Raw genomic sequence first — 6,180 nt, 5'->3', positions numbered from 1 at the left:
AACTGCGCACGGGGGACACGTGTCGCACAACGGCTGATATGATACCCGTTTTAACCGAAACAGAGACAAAATGGGCAGCTGTTGTCCCTGTATTGCCAGGGCAAGGCCATATTAAGTGTGTGTTTAATGATGAGAATTCATCATATTGTTTATCTCCAGAGAAATTCTTTTATGAGCAAACCAGTTTTTACCCATTCCCAGGATCAGTTAAAGCAAATCGCGCAGGATATGCTGCATTTTGCAAAATTAAGGGGCGCGAGTGACGCAGCGGTGGAAATCAGCGAAGGTGGCGGTTTGTCGGTCAGCGTGCGGAAAGGCAAGGTTGAGACGATTGAGCAGAATCGCGATAAAGGAATCGGTATCACGGTGTATCTTGGTCAGCGGCGCGGTAATGCCAGCACTTCTGATTTTTCGGCTCAGGCACTAAAAGATGCGGTTGATGCAGCATATAACATCGCGCGGTTTACTGCGGAAGACGATTGTGCCGGGTTGGCAGATACGGATATGTTTGAAATGTCGCCGCTGGATCTGAAACTTTGCCATCCCTGGCTGATTTCAGCCGAGGAAGCGATTGTGCTTGCGCAACGGGCGGAAGCGGCTGCATTTGCCGTTGATCCGCGTATCACCAATAGCGAGGGGGCTGGGGTTCACGTGCAGCAATCGCACTTCGTTGCTGCCAATTCGCGCGGATTTACAGGTGGCTACCCGATCTCGCGACATACTATTTCTGTTGCGCCGATTGCCGGGAAAGGTGCCAGAATGCAGCGTGATGACTGGTATTCCTCGCAACGCAATCCCCGTAAACTGGCACAGCCGGAAGCGATCGGGCGTTATGCGGCAGAGCGCGCACTGGCACGGTTGAACGGACGGCAGCTTGATACGCGGAAATGCCCTGTATTATTTGAAGCTCCGCTGGCGGCGGGATTGCTGGGGGCATTTGTGCAGGCGACGTCTGGTGGCGCGCTGTATCGTAAATCCTCTTTTCTGCTTGATACATTGGGTACCCGGATTTTTCCTGAGCATATCAGGATCAAGGAAGACCCGCACATTATCGGAGGAATTGGCTCATCGCCATTCGACGACGAGGGTGTGCGGACACAAAAACGAGAGGTCGTCAGTCAGGGGATATTGCAAGGATATTTTCTGTCGACCTACTCGGCGCGCAAATTGGGGATGAAAACAACGGGTAATGCCGGTGGTTCGCACAATCTGACGCTGAGTTCCAGTTTGACAAAGCGCAACGATGATTTTGCCGCCATGTTGCGAAAAATGGATACCGGTTTGCTGGTAACTGAGCTTATGGGCCAGGGGGTGAATTATGTCACCGGGGATTATTCCCGCGGCGCATCAGGTTACTGGGTGGAACGCGGCGTTATTCAGTATCCGGTAGAGGAGATCACGATTGCCGGCAATATGCGGGATATGTTCCGTCAGATCGTTGCTGTCGGCGCTGATAGTCTGATCCGGGGGACGAAACAGACCGGTTCCATTTTGATAGAAAGCATGATGGTCGCCGGAGGCTGAAGTTCAAAATAAAAAAAGACCCCCGGAGTAATTCGGGGGTCTTTTTTTAGAGAGGGTAATTCTGCCGGAACGAAGTGCGTTATCGGGTGGATTACGCCCCCAGATAAGCAGCAATCACCCGGGGATTGTGCAGAAGATTCTGACCGCTGTCCTGCAAGACGATTTCACCATTTTCAAGCACATAGCCGCGCTGGGCGATTTTCAGTGCCTGACGCACATTTTGCTCCACCAGCAGGATGGTCAGCCCGGACTGATTAATTTCTTTCAGGACGCGGAAAATTTCCTGCACCATCAATGGCGCCAGCCCCATGGAAGGTTCGTCCAGCAGTAAGACTTTGGGCTTGGCCATCAAGGCCCGCCCGATTGCCAGCATTTGCTGTTCCCCGCCCGACAAATTGCCCGCCAGTCCGGTGGCGCGGTTTTTTAATACCGGGAACAGGGTGAAGATATAGTCCAGGTCGCGGTGGATCTGTATTTTGTCTTTTCGAGTATAAGCACCGAGATCCAGATTTTCCTGCACTGTCAGTGTCGTCAAAATAGCGCGGCCTTCAGCCACCTGTACGACACCTTTTTGCACGATCTGATGGGGTGACAGGGTGCTGATATCTTCTCCTGCCATACGGATGGTCCCGGATGCTGCTTTGATCAGACCGGAGATTGCCAGCAGTGATGTGCTTTTTCCCGCGCCATTTGCCCCGACCAGTGCCGTGATTTCGCTATTCTGTAATTCAAGGCTGATATTTTTAACCGCCTGAATATGACCGTAATTGACACTCAGATTTTCAATATGCAGCAGTGCACTCATGCGGCCTCCTCCTTACCGAGATAGGCTTCAATTACATCTGGATTGCTGCGCACCTGATCCGGTGTACCCTCTGCGATAATTTTTCCGAAATTCAGTACGGCGATCCGGTCACAGAGTTCCATGACAAAACGCATATCATGCTCAATCATGAAGATCGAGAACCCCCGGTTACGGATATTGTTGATTTCTGTCATGAGCTCGGTTTTTTCCGAAGGATTCATCCCTGCAACCGGTTCATCAAGCAGTAATAGCTGGGGTTGCGTTGCCAGTGCCCTGGCGAACTCGAGTTTGCGCTGCTCACCGTAAGAAAGATTATCGGCCAGCATGTGCGCCTTATGGTCCAGCCTGACCCAGGACAGCAGTTCATGAGCGCGGGTTTTTGCCTGTAGCTCAGCTTCGCGGAAACTGCGCAGATTCAGTAACAGGCTGGCGACGTTGTAATTCAGGTCATCATGCATGCCGACCACAACATTTTCCAGCAAAGTCATTTCTTTGAAGATGCGGATATTCTGAAAGGTGCGGGCAATGCCGAGCTGGGTAATTTTATGTGGTTCAACCATGCTCAGATCTTTGCCGTTGAAACGCAGGTGACCGCTGGACGGGCGCAGCAATCCTGTGATCAGGTTGACGATCGTCGTTTTTCCTGCGCCATTGGGACCGATCAGTCCGTAAATACTGCCTGCTGGCATCGTGAAACTGACATCCTGCAGAACATGCAGTCCACCGAAACGCTTACTGATGGCTTGTAATTCCAGCATTTAACTTCCTTTAGCTGAAGATGTTTTGGTAAATCGGCTGCGTAATCCGCGCAATCGTGCCGGATCCCAGATTCCTTTAGGTAGATACAGGATCACCAGAATCAAAATCAGGCCATTGGCCGCCAGGCGAAAATCTTTCATGGAGCGCATGACTTCGGGTAGCAGCGTCAGGGTGGTGCTGCCAATCAGTGGGCCGAGCAGATTGCTGGTCCCACCAAATACGGCCATTGTCAGAATATCGACTGCATTTTCAAAGGCGTAATTTCCCGGGCCGATCGTGAAGGTGTAATGCGCATTCAGACCGCCGGCAAGTCCGGCAATCACGGCGCCTATGACAAATGCCAGCAGCTTATATCCTGCCACATTCACCCCCATCAGCCTGGCTGCAATTTCATCCTCCTTGATGGCTTCAAATGCGCGTCCGATCTTCGAGCGGCGCAGTCTGGCCAATACAAATATAGTCAGCCCCAATATCACTGCGATATGCCACCACTCTGTTTTTGTCGGGATGCCGTTGATTCCCATCGGCCCGCCTGTTATCTCCAGATTCAATACGATCACACGCACGACTTCGCCGAATCCCAGTGTTGCCATCGCCAGATATACACCGGACAAGCGCAGGGTAGGTATGCCGATCACCAGGGCAACAACTGCCGGTGCACATGCAGATGCCAGCAGCGCGACCGGAAAAGACAATCCTGTCTGCATGCTGATCATGGATGCAGCATAAGCGCCAATGCCCATGAATGCCGCATTCGCCAGCGATAGCAGCCCACAGGAGAGTGTCAGATAAATAGACAGTGCCAGCATGGCATTGATGCCGACACCAAAAATAACGGTACTGTATATCGACCAGAAACCTTCCCACCATTCGAGCATGATGTTATGCCTTTCTTTCTAAAATCTTGCCGAACATACCGGAGGGGCGCACCAGTAAAATCAAAAACAGCAAACCGAAGGCGACTGCATCACGAAAATCGCTGGACAGGTATGCCACGCTCATCACTTCGGCAACGCCGAGGAACAGGCCGCCGATCATGGCGCCGCGTATATCGCCCATACCGCCGAGAATGATGACGGCAATCCCTTTATGCAACATTGGTTGCCCCATGAAAGGACTGATCGCATTAAATGACAGACCGACCAGTACGCCTGCTGCTGCGCCCAGCGCGGCGGCGGCAAAAGAAGTCAGAAGAAATAAACCTTCCACGTTAATGCCGAGCAGATAGGCGGCTTTCGGTGATTCGGCAATCGCACGCAAGGCACGGCCAAGCTGGGTGCGGCGCATGACCAGTAGTAATACAATCATCAGGATGAAAGAGATCAGTACGATGGCGAGCTGGACTGCAGTCAGGTGCAGGTTGCCAATACTGATGCTGTCTTCCGGAATCGTGCCGAAGGGAAAGCGCTTGTTTTCAGCCCCAAAAAGTCCCTGTGCGATATTGGTGATCATAATGGCGACACCAATAGTCGCAATCATGGGTGACAGGTGTGGCGCATTGCGGCGGCGCAGCGGTCGCAGCACCAGAAAATCGACAATCACTCCCAGTGCGCCGCACGCCAGCATGGCGACTGCCATTGCCAGCCAGAGCGACAGCTGAAACTGACTGACCAGTAATAAGGCGATGTAGCTGCCCAGCATGAAGATGGCGCCGTGCGACAGGTTAATGACGCCAAGCACGCCAAAGACCAGCGTGAAGCCCAGCGCAAATAAAGCATACACGCTGCCAAGCGTCAGGGCATTGATGAGTTGTTGTTCAAACATGACGATCCAGACAAAAATCATCGGATGGATGGGCGACACCGGAATGCAGGCGTCGGAGCAACGATCAGATTCAAGAATAAAACAAAAAAACGGCAATAAAACAGAACAGCGATCCGGGGATGATATCTGGCGAATCGCTGTGGTGACCAGCTTGGTGCGGAAAGCGGGATTATTTCAGGAGCACAAATTTACCGCCTTTAGCAATGTTAACGATGGCATCCTGCTGGGCATCATAGCCAGCTTCCTTCCCATCCTTTGGTGCCGCACGGCGGAAGGCGAATTTGCCTGTAGCACCATCGTGTTTGACTGCGGGTAATGCATCCCGTAATGCCAGGCGGTCTTTTTCAGGATTGCCGCTGAGTTTGACCTGTTTCAGCGCTTCGGTCACGATGTGCATAGCGTCATAAGCCTGTGCTGCAAACTGATCTGGGTCAGCATTGAATTTTGCTTTGTAATCGGCAATAAACTGTTTATTGGCAGGCGCTATGTTTTCCGCCGACCATGGACTACCCATCAGAGTGTTGTCTGCTGCATCTTTTGCGATTTCAAATAATTTCGGAGAATTGAAACCATTTCCGCCGATGAATGGTTGTTTCATACCCAGGGAGCGCGTTTGCAGGATAATGTTTGCAGCTTCCTCAGCCAGGCAGGAGCAGACGATGGCGTCCGGATTGGATGCTTTGATTTTCGTCAGCTGCGCTTTGAAATCCACATCGCCTTTGGCATAGGTTTCTGTATCCGTGACAGTAATTTTCTGGTCAGCCAGCGCAGACTTGAATACATCGTAACCGCTCTTGGTGAAGGCATCATCATTGCCATACAGGACGGCCACTTTTTTGATACCGAAATGTTTGACTGCCGCCCGGGTAGTGACGGGTAACACGTCGGCTTCCATCACTGAGTTGCGGAAAGTGAATGGCCCCATGCCAGTGATACCGTCTGCTGTATTGCTGGTGCCAAAAACTACCGTTTTAGTCGCGTTCGCGATCGGATCGGCAGCAAATGCAGAGTTGGACAGGGTTGGACCAAAAATCATCAGTACCTTGTCCTGGAAAATCAGTTTTTTGAAAACATTGATAGCTTCTTCTTTTTTTCCTTGTTCGTCTTCAATGACCAGCACGATTTTGTTGCCATTGATGCCGCCTTTGGCATTGATTCCTTCTGCAGCCAGGGTGAACCCGTTTTTAATCGCAACGCCATATTTGGCAGCGGGGCCGGTCAGGGCTTCTGCCATGCCGATTCTGATGTCTGCGGCATGACTGATTGCTGAGTATCCTGCGAGAGCGGTGGCGATTATCAATTTAAGATGTTGTGACATTGTGGAGGTC

6 protein-coding genes are annotated in these 6,180 nt (G+C 51.7%); 1 reads left to right on the top strand and 5 read right to left on the bottom strand.

The annotated features are described in order from the left end of the window. Positions 1-171 precede the first annotated feature (171 nt). Entirely contained in the window at positions 172-1,524 is a 1,353-nt protein-coding gene (gene pmbA, locus HV832_RS03075) for a metalloprotease PmbA (RefSeq protein WP_176802047.1), read from the top strand. Positions 1,525-1,615: 91 nt separating this feature from the next. Here the strand turns inward: pmbA and HV832_RS03070 are convergent, their stop codons facing one another. The 5 genes from HV832_RS03070 to HV832_RS03050 all read right to left on the bottom strand — a co-directional run bounded on the left by HV832_RS03070 (position 1,616) and on the right by HV832_RS03050 (position 6,170). Further along, positions 1,616-2,329, bottom strand: a complete 714-nt coding sequence (locus HV832_RS03070) for an ABC transporter ATP-binding protein (RefSeq protein WP_176802046.1) — start codon at positions 2,327-2,329, stop codon at positions 1,616-1,618. Then, complete coding sequence (locus HV832_RS03065) at positions 2,326-3,087, bottom strand: ABC transporter ATP-binding protein (protein WP_176802045.1); 762 nt, start codon at positions 3,085-3,087, stop codon at positions 2,326-2,328. The genes HV832_RS03070 and HV832_RS03065 overlap by 4 nt, the downstream gene beginning before the upstream one ends. After that, the gene (locus tag HV832_RS03060; protein ID WP_176802044.1) at positions 3,088-3,966 is read right to left on the bottom strand and encodes a branched-chain amino acid ABC transporter permease; all 879 of its coding nucleotides are present in this window, start codon (positions 3,964-3,966) and stop codon (positions 3,088-3,090) included. Between the two features lie 4 nt (positions 3,967-3,970). Then, complete coding sequence (locus HV832_RS03055) at positions 3,971-4,852, bottom strand: branched-chain amino acid ABC transporter permease (RefSeq protein WP_176802043.1); 882 nt, start codon at positions 4,850-4,852, stop codon at positions 3,971-3,973. A 169-nt stretch (positions 4,853-5,021) separates the two neighbouring features. Next, positions 5,022-6,170, bottom strand: coding sequence for an ABC transporter substrate-binding protein (locus HV832_RS03050; RefSeq protein WP_176802042.1), 1,149 nt, complete (start codon positions 6,168-6,170; stop codon positions 5,022-5,024). Between the last annotated feature and the right edge of the window lie 10 nt (positions 6,171-6,180).

The organism is Cognatundibacterium oligocarboniphilum (assembly GCF_013377855.1).
Taxonomy (GTDB): Bacteria; Pseudomonadota; Gammaproteobacteria; order Burkholderiales; family Burkholderiaceae_D; genus Undibacterium; species Undibacterium oligocarboniphilum.
Note: the sequence above shows the minus strand (reverse complement) of the source record. Positions and strands in the feature narration are given on the sequence as shown.